At 71.6% G+C, this 18428-nt stretch carries 15 protein-coding genes and 1 riboswitch; of the genes, 13 read left to right on the top strand and 2 right to left on the bottom strand.

Annotated elements, in window-relative coordinates; genetic code table 11:
* Nucleotides 1-79 precede the first annotated feature (79 nt).
* Nucleotides 80-871, bottom strand: a complete 792-nt coding sequence (locus ACWZEH_RS13745; RefSeq protein WP_456198497.1) for a class I SAM-dependent methyltransferase — start codon at nt 869-871, stop codon at nt 80-82.
* A 236-nt stretch (nt 872-1107) separates the two neighbouring features.
* Between ACWZEH_RS13745 and mfd the strand changes: the two genes are divergently transcribed.
* Nucleotides 1108-4704 carry a transcription-repair coupling factor gene (mfd, locus tag ACWZEH_RS13740; RefSeq protein ID WP_456198495.1) on the top strand — a complete coding sequence of 1199 codons (3597 nt, stop codon included), beginning with the start codon at nt 1108-1110 and terminating at the stop codon, nt 4702-4704.
* Between the two features lie 185 nt (nt 4705-4889).
* On the opposite strand, the gene ACWZEH_RS13735 is transcribed toward mfd, so the two are convergent.
* On the bottom strand, nt 4890-5081 hold the full coding sequence (locus ACWZEH_RS13735) for an antitoxin (RefSeq protein ID WP_456198494.1): 192 nt from the start codon (nt 5079-5081) through the stop codon (nt 4890-4892).
* 162 nt (nt 5082-5243) lie between these two features.
* On the opposite strand from ACWZEH_RS13735, the gene ACWZEH_RS13730 reads away from it, so the two are divergent.
* The 12 genes from ACWZEH_RS13730 (at nt 5244) to ACWZEH_RS13675 (ending at nt 18100) form a co-directional block, all read left to right on the top strand.
* Complete coding sequence (locus ACWZEH_RS13730; protein WP_456198492.1) at nt 5244-6050, top strand: HNH endonuclease family protein; 807 nt, start codon at nt 5244-5246, stop codon at nt 6048-6050.
* Between the two features lie 190 nt (nt 6051-6240).
* Nucleotides 6241-6894, top strand: coding sequence for a hypothetical protein (locus ACWZEH_RS13725; RefSeq protein ID WP_456198490.1), 654 nt, complete (start codon nt 6241-6243; stop codon nt 6892-6894).
* 38 nt (nt 6895-6932) lie between these two features.
* Entirely contained in the window at nt 6933-8429 is a 1497-nt protein-coding gene (locus ACWZEH_RS13720) for a protein kinase domain-containing protein (RefSeq protein ID WP_456199591.1), read from the top strand.
* A gap of 170 nt (nt 8430-8599) precedes the next feature.
* Nucleotides 8600-9250, top strand: a complete 651-nt coding sequence (locus tag ACWZEH_RS13715) for a SurA N-terminal domain-containing protein (protein WP_456198488.1) — start codon at nt 8600-8602, stop codon at nt 9248-9250.
* A gap of 83 nt (nt 9251-9333) precedes the next feature.
* Nucleotides 9334-10323, top strand: a complete 990-nt coding sequence (locus ACWZEH_RS13710; RefSeq protein ID WP_456198487.1) for a nucleoside triphosphate pyrophosphohydrolase — start codon at nt 9334-9336, stop codon at nt 10321-10323.
* Between the two features lie 77 nt (nt 10324-10400).
* Nucleotides 10401-11687 carry a cytochrome P450 family protein gene (locus tag ACWZEH_RS13705; RefSeq protein ID WP_456198485.1) on the top strand — a complete coding sequence of 429 codons (1287 nt, stop codon included), beginning with the start codon at nt 10401-10403 and terminating at the stop codon, nt 11685-11687.
* Between the two features lie 330 nt (nt 11688-12017).
* The gene (locus ACWZEH_RS13700) at nt 12018-12959 is read left to right on the top strand and encodes a transglycosylase family protein (protein ID WP_456198483.1); all 942 of its coding nucleotides are present in this window, start codon (nt 12018-12020) and stop codon (nt 12957-12959) included.
* A gap of 331 nt (nt 12960-13290) precedes the next feature.
* A riboswitch (cyclic di-AMP (ydaO/yuaA leader) is annotated at nt 13291-13460 on the top strand.
* A 4-nt stretch (nt 13461-13464) separates the two neighbouring features.
* A complete protein-coding gene (locus ACWZEH_RS13695) occupies nt 13465-14223 on the top strand; it encodes a transglycosylase family protein (protein ID WP_456198481.1) in 759 nt (252 codons plus the stop codon).
* Between the two features lie 279 nt (nt 14224-14502).
* Nucleotides 14503-15783, top strand: a complete 1281-nt coding sequence (gene eno, locus ACWZEH_RS13690; protein WP_456198480.1) for a phosphopyruvate hydratase — start codon at nt 14503-14505, stop codon at nt 15781-15783.
* 146 nt (nt 15784-15929) lie between these two features.
* Nucleotides 15930-16424, top strand: coding sequence for an FtsB family cell division protein (locus ACWZEH_RS13685; RefSeq protein ID WP_456198479.1), 495 nt, complete (start codon nt 15930-15932; stop codon nt 16422-16424).
* 72 nt (nt 16425-16496) lie between these two features.
* Nucleotides 16497-17153, top strand: coding sequence for a DUF501 domain-containing protein (locus ACWZEH_RS13680; protein WP_456198478.1), 657 nt, complete (start codon nt 16497-16499; stop codon nt 17151-17153).
* Nucleotides 17150-18100 (top strand): Ppx/GppA phosphatase family protein, encoded by a 951-nt coding sequence (locus tag ACWZEH_RS13675; RefSeq protein ID WP_456198476.1) that lies wholly within the window; start codon nt 17150-17152, stop codon nt 18098-18100. Before ACWZEH_RS13680 ends, ACWZEH_RS13675 begins: the two co-directional genes overlap by 4 nt.
* Nucleotides 18101-18428: the final 328 nt, after the last annotated feature.

Below are 18428 nucleotides of genomic sequence, written 5' to 3'. Positions count from 1 at the left end.
TCGCTGAATGCGGGAGGACTCGCTTCGGAGCGCGGTGGAGCACGGGAGCGCAGGAGGAGTGCGCGAGGGCGGTGCGGGCCTACTGAGCGGCCTCGTGCGGTCTGCGGCCCCATGCCGTCAGCATCGCGATGAACATCTCCCGGGTCGAGGGCCGGCGCACGTGGGCGACGGCCTCGTCCAGTGTGGCCTTGGGCACCCCGTCGGCGAGCAGGTGGCTCTCGGACTGCTCGAGCGTGTGCGCGACGAAGGTGCCGAACCCCGGATTCATCCCGATGATCGGATGGTGTGCGAGCAGACCGACCTTGGCCAGTTTGAGGTCCGTGAGGATCTGCGGGTACCGGGAGGCGAAGTGGAGGTCGCTGCCGATCACGTTCGCCATCATGCGGAAGTGGCCCGTCATCACCTCGCGGTAGGCGGGGTGGTGGTACTGCTCGGGGTGCAGGGCGACACCGTCGGTGAGGACCAGCAGTCCGCCCGGCCGCACCCAGGACAGCATGCGGGGCAGCAGTTCCTCCCGCTGCCGCAGGTGCATCACCAGCAGCCTGGCGTGGACGAGGTCGAACTCGCCCGGGGGGAAGTCGGTGTCGTTGACGTCGGCGTGGACGACATCGAGGTGCGACCGCTTCCGGGTCAGGAACGTGATGTCGCGGTCGAGCGCGGTGACCGGCCCGTGGACGGTCCGGCTCAGCCAGGAGCTGACGGTACCGGTCCCCGCTCCGACGTCGAGGCAGCGCCAGCCGGGCCCGACCCCGAGGTCGTGCAGGGTCTGGAAGGAGACAGGGTCCAGGGCCCGGGTGAGCCCGTCCAGACGTGTCTGTTCGTTGTCGCGTGCCGATGAGAAGAGCACATCGCCGTAACTTTCCGTAGCCACGATGGGATCAACGATCTACTGGTTGTGACGACACGGGCGGCTCGACGGGGGCCGCCCGTCCGCGGTCCGCAGTCCGTCTGCCGCCCGTTCGCAGTCCGTTCGCAGTCCATTTGCCCTCCGTCCGCCGACGGACGGGGCGGCGTGGCCGGGCCCGGGCGTCGTACGCTGGAGACCCCGGCCCGCGGCGCGTGTCGGGCCCGTCGTGTTGCACACCTCCGTAAGGGAAGCCGCCCCGAATGAGCCTGCACGGTCTGTTGGACGCCGTCGTCAAGGACACCGCCCTCGCGGAAGCGATCTCGGCGGCCGCCGACGGCAACCGCATGCATGTCGACCTGGTCGGCCCCTCCGCCGCCCGTCCGTTCGCGGTCGCCGCCCTCGCCCGGGAGACCGGCCGTACGGTGCTGGCCGTGACGGCGACCGGCCGGGAGGCCGAGGACCTGGCGGCGGCCCTGCGCTCCATGCTCCCGCCGGAGGAGGTCGTGGAGTACCCGTCCTGGGAGACGCTGCCGCACGAGCGGCTGAGCCCGCGCAGCGACACCGTGGGACGTCGGCTGGCCGTGCTGCGCCGGCTGGCGCACCCCCGCGCCGACGACCCGGAGACGGGCCCGGTGTCGGTCGTCGTCGCGCCCGTACGGTCCGTGCTCCAGCCGCAGGTCAAGGGTCTGGGCGAGCTGGAGCCTGTCGCGCTGCGGACCGGAGGGAGCGCCGACCTGAACGAGACGGTCGAGGCGCTCGCCGCCGCCGCGTACGCGCGTGTGGAGCTGGTCGAGAAGCGCGGCGAGTTCGCCGTACGCGGCGGCATCCTCGACGTGTTCCCGCCCACCGAGGAGCACCCCCTCCGGGTGGAGTTCTGGGGCGACGACGTCGAGGAGATCCGTTACTTCAAGGTCGCCGACCAGCGCTCCCTGGAGGTCGCCGAGCACGGACTGTGGGCCCCGCCCTGCCGCGAGCTGCTGCTCACCGAGGACGTCCGGGAGCGCGCGCGGGTGCTGGCCGAGCGGCACCCGGAGCTGGGCGAGCTGCTCGGGAAGATCGCCGAGGGGATCGCGGTGGAGGGCATGGAGTCCCTCGCGCCGGTCCTGGTCGACGACATGGAGCTGCTCCTCGACGTGCTGCCCGAGGGCAGCATGGGCGTCGTGTGCGACCCGGAGCGGGTGCGCACCCGCGCGTCGGACCTGGTGGCGACCTCGCAGGAGTTCCTGCAGGCGTCCTGGGCGGCCACCGCCGGGGGCGGCGAGGCGCCGATCGACGTCGGCGCGGCCTCCCTGCGGTCCATCGCGGACGTCCGTGAGCGGGCCCGCGAGCTGGAGATGATGTGGTGGTCGGTGTCGCCGTTCGCCGCCGACGAGTCGTTCGCATCCGACGGCGACGGGGCCGACGGCGGGGCGGAGGGCTCGGACACCCTCAAGCTCGGCATGCGCGCCCCGGAGTCCTACCGGGGCGACACCGCGCGGGCGCTCGCCGACACCAAGGGCTGGCTGGCCGACGGCTGGCGCACGGTGTTCGTCACCGAGGGCCACGGCCCGGCCGCCCGCACCGTGGAGGTGCTGGGCGGCGAGGGCATCCCGGCCCGCCTGGCCGGGGCGGCGGACGGGAAGGCGGGGACGGGCGAGCTCGGCGAGATCGCCCCGGCCGTCGTCCACGTCGCCTGCGGCTCCATCGACAACGGCTTCGTCGACCCGGTGCTCGAACTGGCCGTGCTCACCGAGACCGACCTGTCCGGCCAGAAGGCGTCCGGCCGCGAGGGCGCCCGGATGCCGGCCCGGCGCCGCAAGACCATCGACCCGCTCACCCTGGAACCGGGCGACCACATCGTCCACGAGCAGCACGGCGTCGGCCGCTACATCGAGATGGTGCAGCGCACCGTGCAGGGCGCGACCCGCGAGTACCTGGTGGTGGAGTACGCCCCCGCCAAGCGCGGCCAGCCCGGTGACCGCCTCTACATTCCCACCGACCAGCTGGAGCAGATCACCAAGTACGTCGGTGGTGAGGCGCCCACCCTGCACCGGCTCGGCGGCGCCGACTGGACCAAGACGAAGGCCCGCGCCAAGAAGGCCGTCAAGGAGATCGCCGCCGACCTGATCAAGCTGTACAGCGCGCGCATGGCGGCCCCCGGGCACGCCTTCGGCGGCGACACGCCCTGGCAGCGCGAGCTGGAGGACGCCTTCCCGTACGTGGAGACACCCGACCAGCTCACCACCATCGCCGAGGTCAAGGAGGACATGGAGAAGACGGTCCCCATGGACCGGCTGATCTGCGGCGACGTCGGCTACGGCAAGACGGAGATCGCGGTGCGGGCCGCGTTCAAGGCCGTGCAGGACGGCAAGCAGGTCGCCGTCCTCGTCCCCACGACGCTGCTGGTGCAGCAGCACTTCGGGACGTTCGGCGACCGGTACGCGCAGTTCCCGGTGAACGTGCGGGCGCTGTCCCGGTTCCAGAGCGACACGGAGGCGAAGGCGGTCCTCGAAGGGCTCAAGGACGGCTCGGTGGACGTCGTCATCGGCACCCACCGGCTGTTCTCCTCGGAGACGAAGTTCAAGGACCTGGGCCTGGTCGTCGTCGACGAGGAGCAGCGGTTCGGCGTCGAGCACAAGGAGCAGCTGAAGAAGCTGCGCGCCAACGTCGACGTGCTGACCATGTCCGCCACCCCGATCCCGCGCACCCTGGAGATGGCGGTCACCGGCATCCGTGAGATGTCGACGATCACCACGCCGCCGGAGGAGCGCCATCCGGTGCTCACCTTCGTCGGCCCGTACGACCAGAGGCAGATCGGCGCGGCCGTCCGCCGTGAACTGCTGCGCGAGGGGCAGGTCTTCTACATCCACAACCGGGTCGAGTCGATCGACCGCGCGGCGGCCCGGCTGCGCGAGATCGTGCCCGAGGCGCGCATCGCGACCGCCCACGGGCAGATGTCGGAGTCGGCGCTGGAGCAGGTCGTCGTCGACTTCTGGGAGAAGAAGTTCGACGTGCTGGTGTCGACGACGATCGTCGAGTCCGGCATCGACATCTCCAACGCCAACACCCTGATCGTGGAGCGCGGCGACAACTTCGGCCTGAGCCAGCTGCACCAGCTGCGCGGCAGGGTCGGCCGCGGGCGGGAGCGCGGTTACGCGTACTTCCTGTACCCGCCGGAGAAGCCGCTGACGGAGACCGCGCACGAGCGTCTCGCGACGATCGCCCAGCACACCGAGATGGGCGCGGGCATGTACGTGGCGATGAAGGACCTGGAGATCCGCGGCGCCGGAAACCTGCTCGGCGGCGAGCAGTCGGGCCACATCGCGGGCGTCGGCTTCGACCTGTACGTCCGGATGGTCGGCGAGGCCGTCGCGGACTACCGGCGCCAGCTGGAGACCGGCGGGATCCAGGAGGAGCCGCCGCTCGAGGTCAAGATCGAGCTGCCCGTCGACGCGCACGTCCCGCACGACTACGCGCCCGGCGAGCGGCTGCGTCTGCAGGCGTACCGGGCGATCGCCGCCGCCGACAAGGAGGAGGACGTCACGGCGGTGCGTGAGGAACTCGTCGACCGCTACGGCAAGTTGCCGGAGCCGGTGGAGAACCTGCTGCTGGTGGCGGGGCTGCGCATGCTCGCCCGCGCGTGCGGTGTCGGCGAGATCGTCCTGCAGGGCAACAACATCCGGTTCGCGCCGGTGGAGTTGCGCGAGTCCCAGGAACTCCGTCTCAAGCGGCTCTACCCGGGCACGGTCATCAAACCGACCGCGCACCAGGTGCTGGTGCCCCGCCCGAAGACCGCGAAGGTGGGCGGGAAGCCGTTGGTCGGCCGGGAGCTGCTGGCGTGGGTCGGGGAGTTCCTGACATCGATCCTGGGGTCGTGACCGGCCTCGCCCTGTTCCGGGGCCCGGACACGCGAAACGGTGGACACGCGAAACGGTGGACACGGGAAACGGCGGACACGTGGAACCGCCCACGGGAAGGGGAGTCCGCGGGCGGTTCACGGTTCCGGCCTCACGCCGGGTTCCGGTGACGTGAGGCCGGACGACTGGGCGAGGAGGCCCGGGGGCTACGCCTGATCGTGGCGGCCCCGGTTCCGGTGCATGCCGAACCGTTTCTCGGCCTGCCGCTGTCCGGCGTCGACCTGGCCCTCGTGCTTGCCGCCGGTCCGCTCGTTGACCTTCTTCTCCGCGGCGTCGGAGGCCTTCTTCGCCTTGTCCTGCGCCGGCTGACTGCTCTTGAACTTGTCGAAGATGCCCATCCGGAGCTCCTTCCCGGGTGACTCAGCACCGACCATACGCGGAATATGTCTCTAATGCCCAATTTGCGTCGATGTGGTCTGGACCTCTCTCTGGCTACGGTGGGACCAGGTGCGATCCGGCCGTTCGGGGGCGGGTGCACAGGGACAAAGGGGTGGTGCGCCATGGGGCGGTACTCGACGACGTTCTCGGCGCGCGCGGCGCGGGGCGGGGCAGGACGTACAGGGGTGGCGGCGCTGGCCGCCGTGCTGCTCCTCGCCGGTTGCGAGGTCCTGGAGGAGGGGAGCGGTTCTTCCGCCGAGGGCGGGGGCAACGGCGCGGCACAGACGTCGGACGGACGCGCCGTCAGCCCCCTGGACAACCCGGACGGCACCGAACCGGGCCTCGCCCCGCTGACCGGGGAGGCGGACCGGGCCGACGGGCGCGAACTCATCGAGACGGTGCGGACCAAGGGACGCGGGCCGAAGACCGGTTACGACCGCGACGAGTTCGGCTACGCCTGGAAGGACACGGCCGACGGAGTGCCGTTCGCCCGCAACGGTTGTGACACGCGGAACGACTTGCTGAAACTCCACGGGCGCAACGTCGAGTTCCGTACTGGTTCCGACTGCGTGGTCGTTTCGACGGACGTGTACGACCCGTACACGGGCAAGGACATCGCCTGGAAAAAGGCGAAGGCCACCGAGGTCCAGATAGACCACGTGGTGCCGCTCTCGTACAGCTGGCAGATGGGTGCCTCCCGCTGGTCCGTGGACAAACGGGAACAGCTGGCGAACGACAGCCTCAACCTCATCCCGGTCGACGGCGGCGCCAACTCCTCCAAGAGCGACTCCGGGCCCGCGGCCTGGCTGCCGCCCAGCAAACGGATCCGGTGCGCGTACGCGGTCCGTTTCGCCCAGGTCGCCGTCAAGTACGAGATGCCGGTGACCGCCGCCGACAAGGAGATGATGCTGCGGCAGTGCGGCGGCTGACCGTCCCGACGGCAACGGTTCGGTACACACCGGGACCGGTTGTCCCCGTCGGCCTATACGCTCGGACCTCCCGGCGCCTTCCGCTCGCGCGGTTTCGCCCACCCGTACCACCCGCACGACCCGTACCACGCGTGTCACTCGCACCACTCGCACCACTCGTCCCATCGGCTACACCGGTCCAGGAGCAGTCATGTACGGCCACGGCGCGGCGCCGCCCCAGCGCAGTACGGCAACGGTCATCTCCCTGCGCGTGCTGATCGCCACCGCCGGCGTCCTGTCGTGCGGACTGCTGGCCTGCGTGCCGCTGTTCCGGGTCGCGGTCCTGAGGGGACGCCTCCCCGACTGGCTGATGGCCTGGGTGAGCCTGCCGCTGTCCCTCTTCCTGCTGATGGTGATCGGTTCGCTGCCGGAGTCGGACCCCCGGACCGATGTCGCCCTCTTCGGTCTCCTGTTCCTGGGCGCCGGCGCGGCCGCGTACTACCTGACCGTGGACATCCGCCACCACCAACGACTGCGCCAGTACGGGGGGCACGGCATCCCGTCGCCCCACGCCACGACGATGCACGCGCACGGCGGCGCCCCCGCCCCCTACGGCTACCCGCAGCCCACGTCGCCGTACGCGCACACGCCGGTGCCGCAGCCCCAGCCCGGCACGCCCCCGCAGATGTCCCAGCAGCCCGTGCCGCACCACGACGGGGCCTCCACCCCCGTACCCTCGGCCCAGCCGCAGCAGCCCGGGCCGGCCCGGATCGACCAGGTGCGCGCCGAACTCGACGAGCTCAGCGACTACCTGCGCAGGAGCGACGGCGGCCAGGGCGACGGCAACAAGCAAGGGGGCAGGTGAGTGTGACGGCGGGACGTGTCGTCGCCGGCCGCTACGAACTGTCCACGCTCATCGGACAGGGCGGCATGGGACAGGTCTGGACGGCCTACGACAAGCGGCTGGACCGGCGGGTCGCGGTGAAACTGCTGCGCCCGGACAAGGTGGCCGGCCAGGAGGCCGACGAACTGCGCCGCCGCTTCGTGCGCGAGTGCCGGGTGACCGCGCAGGTCGACCATCCCGGCCTGGTCACCGTGCACGACGCGGGCAGCGAGGGCGACGAACTGTTCCTCGTCATGCAGTACGTCGACGGCGCCGACCTCGGCGACCACCTCGCCGAGCACGCCCCGTACCCGTGGCAGTGGGCGGTGGCGGTGGCCGCGCAGCTGTGTGCCGCGCTGAGCGCGGTGCACGCCGTGCCGATCGTCCACCGTGACCTCAAACCGCGCAACGTGATGGTGAAGCAGGACGGCACGGTCACGGTGCTCGACCTGGGCGTCGCCTCCGTCATGGACAGCGACACCACGCGCCTGACCCACACCGGTTCGCCCATCGGCTCTCCCGCCTACATGGCCCCGGAGCAGGCGATGGGCGGCGTGGTCGGCCCGTACACGGACCTGTACGCGCTCGGCGTGCTGCTGCACGAACTGCTCAGCGGCGACGTGCCCTTCGCGGGCTCGACGGCGCTCGGCGTGCTGCACCGGCACCTCTACGAGGCGCCGCGGCCGGTACGCCAGGTCCGCCAGGAGGTCCCCGAGGCACTGGAGGCGCTGGTCCTGCGTCTGCTCGCCAAGGACCCGCAGCACCGCCCCGCCTCCGCGCAGGAGGTCTACGAGCACCTGACGCTGCTGCTGCCGTCGAGGGGCACACCCACCGGGGCGCCCCTCGACCCCACGCGCCCCTTCCTGCGTCCGCACGCTCCCTGGCCGGACCGCGCGCGCACCCCCGCGCCCCAGCCCGCCCCCGCCGCACCACCCGCGCCCGTCGCGGAGAAGGCCGACGTCGCCGCGGCCGTGGACGAGGTCAAGCGGCTGCTCGGCGAGAACCGCATCACCCAGGCCGTGGACATCCTCGGCGGCATCCTGCCCGTCGCCGCCGAACAGCACGGCGAGCACTCCCCGGTCGTCCGCACCCTGCGCAAGCAGTACGCGGCCACCCTTCTGGACGACGGCCAGTACCGGCGCGCGCTGCCCGAACTGCGCCGCCTCGCCGACGAACGCGCCACCGAGGCGGGCCAGGCCGACCCGCAGTCCCTGCGTTACCGCTACGAGGCCGCCCAGTGCCTGGAGCAGCTCGGCCAGCCGACCGCGGCGCTCTCCGAGTACCGGGCGCTGCTGCCGTACTACGAGAACCGGTACGTGGCCGCGGGCGATCCACAGCTCGCCCATGACGTCCGCCGCCGCATCGGCCACCTCCTGCTCGCCCTCGGCGACCGCCCGGCCGCGCACGAGACCCTGGCCCGGCTGCTGCACGACGTGGAGCGCTCCCAGGGCCCCGGCCACCCGCTCGCCGAGGAGATCCGCCGGACCCTGCAGTGGCTGGGGCAGGTGCGCGGATAGCGGGGCAGGACGCCCTTTTCCGTCACCCCGGCGGGCCGGTGGACGCGCGGCGGTGCCAAAAGTCCTGGTGAATCGTTGGTCGAATGGGTTGGCCAGAGCCCGGCCGCTGCCTACCATCGATCACCGCAGGACTTTGTGCACCGCCGCACAAGCTTCCCCAGGAGGTTTCCTTGCACCGCCGTCGCCGCACCGCGCTCCTCCTCACCGCCGCCCTCACCGCGGCGGCCCCCCTGCTCACCGCCTGCGGAAACGACGCCCGTCCCGGGGCGGCGGCCGTCGTGGGCGGCCAGCGGATCACGGTGTCGCAGCTGGAGAGCCGGGTCGGCGAGATCCGCGCGGCCCAGCGGGAGGCGGTGCCGGACGAGGCCCAGTACGAGCAGGCCGTCGCCCGCACCGGCAGCCTCACCCGCGACACCCTGCAGGGCATGGTCCTGGACCGGGTGCTGGAGCGCGCCGCGCGCGACGCCGGTGTGACGGTCACCCCCAAGGAGGTCCAGGGGATGCGCTCCGGTCTGGAGGAACAGGCCGGCGGGGCCGAAGCGCTGGAGACCGCCTGGCTGCAGCAGTACGGCATCCCGCCAAAGCGGCTCGACGACAACCTCCGCCTGCAGCTCCAGGCCCAGAAGCTCGCCCAGCGGCTCGGCACCGACACCAGCAGGCCCGAGTTCTGGCAGGCCCTGTCCGAGGCGAGCAAGGAGCTCGACGTCGACCTCAACCCGCGCTACGGCACCTGGGACGACGAGAAGAGCAGCCGCGTCGACGCCGGGACCCCGTGGGTACGGGACGTCACGGGGGTGGCCGCAGCCCAGCCGGTCGCCTGACTAGCCGGGCGTACTGTCACACCGCGCCGGCCCCCTGTGGACAACCTTCGGGGGGCGACGGCGTCGTGGGTTAGTTTCGGATCGTGAACGCAACCAGCCCCGCGGCACCCTCCGCGGCCCCGACCGGCCGCATCGTCCTGCTCACCACCAGCCACCGCGTCGCGCCCGGCCTGCTGTCCTGGCCCGCCTGGCAGACCCTGCGCGCGGCCGACACGGTGCTGTGCGCGGACGGTGCCCATCCGCAGCTGCCGTATCTGCGGGAGGCGGGCATACCGGTCGAGGAGACGTCCCCGGCCGCCGGGGAACTGGTGGACGCCTGCGCCGGCGGGCGCACGGTGGTGGTCGTGGCGACCGGCGAGGGCGAGCCCGCCCTGACCGACGGCCTGGCCCGTCTCGCCGGCACCGGCCGCGTCCCGATGCCGGAACTGGAACTGCTCCCCGCCTCCTACGACCTGCCGGGCGCCCGCTTGCTCGACCTCGTCCAGGTCATGGACCGCATCCGCGCCGAGTGCCCCTGGTCCTCCCGGCAGACCCACAAGGGCCTGGCGAAGTACGGCATCGAGGAGGCCTACGAACTCGTCGAGGCGATCGAGGAGGGCGACCGGGACGAACTGCGCGAGGAACTGGGCGACGTCCTCCTCCAGGTCGTCTTCCACGCCCGGATAGCCGAGGAGCACCCCGAGGAGCCCTTCTCCGTCGACGACGTGGCGGGCGGCATCGTCGCCAAGCTCGTCCACCGTCATCCCCACGTCTTCGGCGACGAGACGGCGACCACCCCCGAGGAGGTCAAGGAGCACTGGCTGCGCACCAAGGCGGTCGAGAAGCGGCGCACCTCGGTCACCGAGGGCGTTCCTCTCGGCCAGCCGGGACTGGCCCTCGCCGCCAAACTCGCCTCCCGCGTCCGCACGGCGGGCCTGGACGTCCCCCTGCCCCGGGCGGAGGGCATCGGTTACGAACTGCTCGGCCTCGCGGCGCGGGCCGAGGCGGAGGGCGTCGACCCGGAAGCGGCGCTGCGCGCGGCCGCCCGGGCCTACCGGGACGCGATACGGGCCGCCGAGGGCGTGGGGGAGTAGGGCGCGGTCCTCCGGTGCCGCAGGGCACCGGGGGAGCAGTGCGTACCCGCCCGCGTGCCGCCGGATACGGTCGGACGGTGACCGACCAGCACCAGCCTCAGTCCCGGCCCGAGAACGGCGCCCCCGAACTCTTCACCTGGGAGTTCGCGAGCGACCCCTACCCCGCGTACGCCTGGCTGAGGGAGCACGCGCCCGTGCACCGGACGCGGCTGCCCAGCGGGGTGGAGGCCTGGCTGGTCACCCGGTACGCCGACGCCAAGCAGACGCTCGCCGACCCCCGCCTCTCGAAGAACCCGGAGCACCACGACGAGCCCGCCCACGCCAAGGGCAGGACCGGCATCCCCGGTGAGCGCAAGGCCGAGTTGATGACGCATCTGCTCAACATCGACCCGCCGGACCACACCCGGCTGCGCAGGCTGGTCAGCAAGGCGTTCACACCGCGCCGGGTCGCCGAGTTCGCGCCCCGGGTGCAGGAGCTCACCGACGGGCTCATCGACCGGTTCGCGGAAGACGGCTCAGCCGACCTCATCCACGACTTCGCCTTCCCGCTCCCCATCTACGCCATCTGCGACCTGCTCGGCGTTCCGGAGGAGGACCAGGACGACTTCCGCGACTGGGCGGGCATGATGATCCGGCACGCGGGCGGTCCCAGGGGCGGTGTCGCCCGGTCGGTGAAGAAGATGCGCGGCTACCTGGCCGACCTGATCCACCGCAAGCGCGAGGCCCTGCCCGCCGAACCCGCCCCCGGCGAGGACCTCATCTCCGGCCTGATCCGCGCCTCCGACCACGGCGAGCACCTCACTGAGAACGAGGCAGCCGCCATGGCGTTCATCCTGCTGTTCGCCGGCTTCGAGACCACCGTCAACCTCATCGGCAACGGCACCTACGCCCTCCTCACCCACCCGGGGCAGCGCGAGCGCCTGCAGAAGTCCCTCGCCGCCGGGGAGCGCGGGCTGCTGGAGACCGGAGTGGAGGAACTCCTGCGCTACGACGGGCCCGTGGAGCTGGCCACCTGGCGGTTCGCCACCGAGGCGCTCACCCTCGGCGGGCAGCACATCTCCGCGGGCGACCCGGTCCTCGTCGTCCTGGCCGCCGCGGACCGCGATCCGGAGCGGTTCGCCGACCCCGACGCACTCGACCTCGCACGGCGCGACAACCAGCATCTGGGGTACGGCCACGGCATCCACTACTGCCTCGGCGCCCCACTGGCCCGCCTGGAGGGCCAGACCGCGCTCGCCACGCTGCTGACCCGGCTGCCGGACCTCGAACTCGCGGCGGATCCGGCCGGACTGCGCTGGCGCGGCGGCCTCATCATGCGCGGACTGCGCACACTGCCGGTGAAATTCACCCCGCCCCCGATGTGATGTTGGGAACGGGGCCGACGCGCCCGGGACACATTCCGAAATGCCCGGATGGTCTTCGAAAGTGCCCCGGAAAAGCCCTCGGCGTATCCGTCGGCCACGACGCAAGTGACCGTCAGGGCCGCCTCGAACACGGTCCGTCGACCGTTGGCAGGACGGCTGTGAAGGTGACACCCACTCAACTCCGTGATCTTCGTGTGATCTGCGCGGCATGAACTTGTGACAGACGTTCGACTGCCTATACGTTCACCCATCAAGCGCGGCGTCCCGCTTTTCAAACGTCATGGTTTGAAACGCCGTGCGAGCAACTGTTGTCCTGCGAAAGGTCTCCGCATGCTCTCCGGGAACGGTCGTCACCGTCGGCCCCGCCAGGCTCCGGCTCTTCTCGTCGCGGCCGGAGTGACCGGCTCGGCCATCGCGATCCCCCTCCTCGGGGCCGGCGCCGCCAGTGCCGCCGACGGCTCGACCTGGGACCGGGTGGCCGAGTGCGAGTCGGGCGGCTCCTGGAGCCAGAACTCCGGCAACGGCTACTACGGCGGCCTGCAGTTGACCCAGGAGGACTGGGAGGCCTACGGCGGCCTCGACTACGCGGCCAGCGCCGACCAGGCCAGCCGCGGCCAGCAGATAGCCGTGGCCGAGAAGATCCTCGCCGACCAGGGCGTCGGTGTGTGGAGAGCCTGCGGGCTGCTGGGGGGCCTGGAGCAGGACTCGTCCGTGCTCGACGTCGACACCGGCGCGGAGGGCGACTCGTCGGGCGGGACCGGCTCCGAAAGGTCCGCCACTCCGTCGCCGTCCCAGTCCGCCGGCTCCTCGTCGGACGCGAAGGACGCGAAGGACGCCGAGGGCGACGAGGGCGACGAAGACGCCGCGGACGGCCGGAAGAAGGAAGGAGGGGCGGACGCCTTTCCCTCCCCCTCCGCGTCTTCCTCCGCCAAGGGTGACGACTCGGACAAGTCGGGGCAGAAGGCCGACGCTTCGGAATCGGCCGACGGCGAGGACTCCGGCGGCGGCCGTCACCGCGGCGCCAGCGCCGAGGAAGAGGCGCGTGCGGACCGTGACGCCGGATCCTCCGGCCGGCACGCCTCGCGCGGCGGTCTCGGCTTCACGCGCGGCCTCGACGGCTCCTCCCCGTCGAGCGACTCCGGCGCGGCCTCCGCGGGCGGCTCCTCGGTCGCCTCCGACTCCCTTGCGCTCGGCGGCGGATGGCTCGCCCAGTACGGCGGGGACGACGAAGCCGCGGGCGCGAACGCCCCGAATCTCACCCTTTTCGGCTAGGAACTCGCATCTGGTTTCGAATCGGGTAAATGCCGACATTCCCGCAGCGGCGGCCGGCCGCTCGGGCGTCGGCCGTGCGCCGGCCGGGTGATGACGGTGCGTCGATTGGGCGACAGGCGGGCCGGCGTGCGAAAAAGCGCGTCGGCGGCGGAAGTTGAGAGTCACGTTTCGCAACGAATGTCCGTTTTAAAGGTGATGAGAGATAGGTCTCAGAAGCCCTGATCGTCTTTGATAATCCGCCGGGGGCGTGCCTACGGTCGTGATCGCTCGCCATCGCGGGCCCCGGCTGCCGCCACGCCGAATCCTGCCAGTGGCAGCACGGGAACAGTCGTCGCGTCATGCGCCGTAGGCAGGAGCGGGGGACCCAAGGTAGGCGCCGGATCCGGTGAAGTACGCCGGATGCGGCTCGGGGTGAAGCCGCGTCCCGCAAGGGAACGCGGCCGGGCAACTCAACCGGCCCGAACCCGACAGCTCACCTCGTAGGCGTCGGTGAGGGGATCCATCCATGCTGTTTTCCAGCAAGGGCAAGCACCGTCGTCCGTCCAAGGCCACCCGTGCCATCGCCGTCGCCGGCATCACCGGTGCCGCCGTCGCCGCCCCGCTGATGGCGGCCGGCAGCGCCTCGGCCGCCACTCCCGCCGAGTGGGACACCGTCGCCCAGTGCGAGTCCGGCGGCAACTGGTCGATCAACACCGGCAACGGCTACTACGGCGGCCTGCAGTTCTCCGCCTCCACCTGGGCCGGCTACGGCGGCACGCAGTACGCCGCCACCGCCGACCAGGCCAGCAAGGCCCAGCAGATCGAGATCGCCGAGAAGGTCCTCGCGGGCCAGGGCAAGGGTGCCTGGCCGGTCTGCGGCAAGGGCCTGTCCAACGCCGCCTACACCGGTGGCGGTTCCGCCGAGGGCTCGGGCAACCAGGGCTCCGGCAGCCAGGACGGCGGCTCCTCGCAGAGCTCCCAGCAGCAGTCCCCGGAGCAGGAGCCCCAGGAGCAGAGCACCGAGGCCGCTCCCGAGCGTTCCGCCGAGCAGAAGGCCTCCCGCTCCGACGAGCGTCCGGCCGCCGGGAAGACCGTCACCACCCCGACCGGTGAGAAGGTCGAGAAGGGCGACGGCGAGTACAAGGTCGTCAAGGGCGACACCCTCAGCTCGATCGCCTCGGAGCACGAGGTCAAGGGCGGCTGGGGCAAGCTGTTCAAGCTGAACGACGACATCGTCGAGGACGCCGACCTCATCTACCCGGGCCAGCAGCTGCACCTGAAGTAGGACGCCGGCCGCGGGTCCGGGCCCCCGTCCCCGCGAAGGTCCGCCCCGCCCCGGCGCGTCTCCCCCGTACGCGCCGGGGCGGGGCTTTTCCGTGGCCGGCCCCGGCCCCCCGTCCCCGGATTTCCCGGAAACCTTTTTGTTCCGTTCGGAAACAATTTACTCTCGGTTCTGTCCGCGAAGCGGCCGACCGGATGGCCGATCGCCCCGGGCCGGATAGGCTCGGGTCCGCAGGGCCCCGTGGCCCCGCTGAACCACGTCACATCCATGAAGGAGATGCTCGTGCCGTCCATCGACGTCGTCGTAGCCCGGGAAATCCTGGACTCCCGAGGCAACCCCACGGTCGAGGTCGAGGTCGGCCTCGACGACGGCAGCACGGGTCGTGCCGCCGTCCCGTCCGGCGCCTCCACCGGCGCCTTCGAGGCCATCGAACTCCGTGACGGAGACCCCGACCGTTACCAGGGCAAGGGTGTCGAGAAGGCAGTCCTGGCCGTCATCGAGCAGATCGGCCCGGAGCTCGTCGGCTACGACGCCACCGAGCAGCGCCTGATCGACCAGGCGATGTTCGACCTGGACGCCACCGACAACAAGGGCTCCCTCGGCGCCAACGCCATCCTCGGCGTCTCCCTGGCCGTCGCCCACGCCGCCTCCGAGGCCAGCGACCTGCCCCTCTTCCGCTACCTCGGCGGCCCCAACGCGCACCTGCTGCCGGTGCCGATGATGAACATCCTCAACGGCGGTTCGCACGCGGACTCCAACGTGGACATCCAGGAGTTCATGATCGCCCCGATCGGCGCGGAGTCCTTCTCCGAGGCCCTGCGCTGGGGCACCGAGGTCTACCACACGCTGAAGAAGGTGCTGAAGGGCCGCGGCCTGTCCACCGGCCTCGGCGACGAGGGCGGCTTCGCCCCGAACCTCGGCTCCAACCGTGAGGCCCTCGACCTCATCCTCGAGGCCATCAAGGAAGCCGGTTACACCCCCGGCGAGCAGATCGCCCTCGCGCTCGACGTCGCCGCCTCCGAGTTCTACAAGGACGGCACGTACGTCTTCGAGGGCAAGGAGCGCTCCGCCGCCGAGATGACGGAGTACTACGCCGAGCTGGTCGCCGCGTACCCGCTGGTCTCCATCGAGGACCCGCTGTTCGAGGACGACTGGGAGGGCTGGAAGGCCCTCACCGACAAGCTCGGCGACAAGGTCCAGATCGTCGGCGACGACCTGTTCGTCACCAACCCGGAGCGGCTGGCCCGCGGCATCGAGGAGGGCGCGGCCAACGCCCTGCTGGTCAAGGTGAACCAGATCGGTTCGCTGACCGAGACCCTGGACGCCGTCGAGCTGGCCCAGCGCAACGGCTTCAAGTGCATGATGTCGCACCGTTCCGGCGAGACCGAGGACGTCACCATCGCCGACCTGGCCGTCGCCACCAACTGCGGCCAGATCAAGACCGGTGCCCCGGCCCGCTCCGAGCGCGTCGCCAAGTACAACCAGCTGCTGCGCATCGAGGAGATCCTCGACGACGCCGCGGTGTACGCCGGCCGCAGCGCCTTCCCGCGGTTCAAGGGCTGATCCGCCGGTCTGCCGGCCCGACGACCCGTGCCGGGTGACGACCGAGGTCGTCGTGTCCTGGCCGGTCGTCCGTACGTCCCCGGACGCGGTCCCGTACCGTGTCCGGGGACGTACGCGCGTATGACAGGGGAACGGGAGGCGGGGAGATGGCCGTGAAGGACCGGGACCGGTTCTCCACCGCGACCAGGATCCGGCTGATCGGCGAGCAGACCGCCGCCCGGGTCTACCGCTCGCAGACCAAGCGCCAGGCCCGCCGCTCCCGGCTGACCGGCCGGGCCGCGCTGCTCGCCCTGGTCGTCTGCTCGATGATCGTGGCCCTCGCCTACCCCATGCGGCAGTACGTGTCCCAGCGTGCCGACATCGCCGACCTCCAGCGGGAACAGGACGCGGCCAGGGAGCGGGTCGAACAGCTGCGCGACCTGAAGGCGCGCTGGCAGGACGACGCCTACGCCGAGCAGCAGGTCCGAGCCCGGCTGCACTACGTCATGCCCGGCGAGACCGGCTACATCGTGATCGACCCGGGCACGGCCGAGCAGCCGCGCGCCGACCGGGGATCGGCCGACCGCCCCTGGTACGCGAACGTCTGGGACGGCGTCGACAAGTCCGACGCGGCCGGGAAGCCCGACGCGGCCGGGCGATGAGACCGGTACCGGGACCGTAGCCTTACTACTCACGAGCACCGCAGAGAGCACCGGCACCGCAGAAAGACGCATATGGACACTCCCGCCCGCCGCCCGGCCACCACCCCTCAAGGGCAGCGCTCCGCGCTGGCGTTGTTCGATCTGCCCACGACTTTGCGCACCGACCCGACCGACGCGGACGTCGAGGCGTTCAAGCAGCAGCTCGGGCGGCCCCCGCGCGGGCTGCGCGCCATCGCGCACCGCTGCCCCTGCGGGCAGCCGGACGTCGTCGAGACCGCGCCGAGGCTGCCCGACGGCACCCCCTTCCCGACGCTGTACTACCTCACCTGCCCCCGGGCCGCCTCGGCGATCGGGACACTGGAGGCGAACGGCGTGATGAAGGAGATGACGGAGCGGCTGGCGACGGACCCGGTGCTGGCGGCCGCGTACCGCGCGGCGCACGAGGACTACGTCCGGCGCCGCGACGAGATCGAGGAACTGAAGAACTTCCCGAGCGCCGGCGGGATGCCGGACCGGGTGAAGTGCCTGCACGTCCTGGTCGCCCACTCGCTGGCCGCCGGCCCAGGCGTCAACCCGCTGGGCGACGAGGCGCTCGCGATGCTGCCGCAGTGGTGGGGCAAGGGCCCGTGCGTGACGGTCGCCGAGCCGCCCGCCGACGGGGGACGCCGGGGGGAGAGCCCGGACGGCGGCTGCTTCGCGGCCGAGCCGATCGAGGGGGACGACCGATGACCCGTGTCGCCGCCATCGACTGCGGTACCAACTCGATCCGGCTCCTGGTGGCCGACGCCGACCCGCTCACGGGCGAACTTGTCGACCTGGACCGGCGCATGACGATCGTTCGGCTCGGCCAGGGCGTCGACCGCACCGGCCGGCTCGCCCCCGAGGCGCTGGAGCGGACGTTCGCCGCCTGCCGCGCGTACGCCCGGGCCATCAAGGAGCACGGCGCGCAGCGTGTCCGCTTCGTCGCCACCTCCGCCTCCCGCGACGCCGAGAACCGCGACGAGTTCGTGCGCGGGGTGCTGGACATCCTCGGCGTGGAGCCCGAGGTCGTCACCGGCGACCAGGAGGCCGAATTCTCCTTCACCGGTGCCACCAAGGAACTGACGGGCCGTGCGGACCTGCGCCGCCCGTTCCTGGTCGTGGACATCGGTGGTGGCTCCACCGAGTTCGTCGTGGGCGACGACCGCGTACGGGCCGCCCGGTCCGTCGACGTGGGCTGCGTACGGATGACCGAGCGGCACCTGCTGCGGGACGGGGCGGTGCAGGACCCGCCGTCCGAGGAACGGATCGCCGCGATGCGGGCCGACATCGAGGCGGCCCTCGACCAGGCCGAGCGGACGGTTCCGCTGCGCGAGGCCCGCACCCTGGTCGGCCTGGCCGGTTCGGTCACGACCGTGTCGGCGATCGCCCAGGACCTCCCCGCGTACGACTCGACGGCGATCCACCACTCCCGGGTCACCCTGGAACGCGTCCGCGAGATCACCGGCAGCCTGCTCCACGCCACCCACGCGGAACGCGCGGCGATCCCCTCCATGCACCCGGGCCGGGTCGACGTCATCGGAGCGGGTGCCCTCGTCCTGCTCTCCCTCATGGAACGCATCGGCGCGAAGGAGGTCGTCGTCAGCGAACACGACATCCTGGACGGGATCGCCTGGTCCCTCGCCACTGGCGCGTAGCGCTCTGCTGAGCAGCGCGGACACACTTTGAGCGGTGATCGGAAGGGCCTGTCGGGCCCTTCCACGGGGTGTCGGCGGGAAAGTTCGTGAAGTTCTTCACAAGGAAATGGGCCCGGTGGGCCGAAGAACTGAGTCCGGTTGACCCTTTCGAGCCCCCTGGGCTGCTTTGAACGTGTTCAGTAGGCGCGGGCGAGAGTCTCGCGGGAGGCTGCCGCCGACCCTCCGTACGGGGCCTCACGGCGGCCTCGGGGGCGAAGAGAGGCAGCTCACGCGGCATTGACAACGGGGCGCGTATGGTCCTGGTTCCCGGATCCCGGCATGGGCTTGA

Source organism: Streptomyces yamdrokensis (assembly GCF_053890455.1).
Note: the sequence above shows the minus strand (reverse complement) of the source record. Positions and strands in the feature narration are given on the sequence as shown.